The sequence below is a fragment of the Burkholderia ubonensis genome, from assembly GCF_902833085.1.
Taxonomy (GTDB): domain Bacteria; phylum Pseudomonadota; class Gammaproteobacteria; order Burkholderiales; family Burkholderiaceae; genus Burkholderia; species Burkholderia ubonensis.
In genome coordinates, this window is record NZ_CADFEB010000040.1 from 1 (window position 1) to 330 (window position 330).

Consider the following 330-nt stretch of genomic DNA (forward strand, 5'->3'; position numbering starts at 1 on the left):
CGATATCGGTTGCCGTTTGCGCGAGCGCGTCGCAGATCGCCTGCTGACGGCCCATGTGGTTCGCGCTCGTCTGCGCCCATTCGTCGCTCAACTTCGCCGCCATCTCTGCAAGCGAAGCACTCCATGCCGCGAGACGCCGTTCGTCGCGCGACGCCAGTTCGGTTTGCAGATTCGCGTGCGACTCGCGCATCGTATGCAGCAGCGATGCCGAGTGCTGTTCGAACGTCGTGGTCTGTGCGCCGATATCGGTTGCCGTTTGCGCGAGCGCGTCGCAGATCGCCTGCTGACGGCCCATGTGGTTCGCGCTCGTCTGCGCCCATTCGTCGCTCA

1 pseudogene is annotated in these 330 nt (G+C 64.5%); it reads right to left on the bottom strand.

The window, feature by feature from the left end:
- A pseudogene (locus HWX31_RS34730) lies at positions 1–330 on the bottom strand (DUF802 domain-containing protein); the annotation flags it as partial.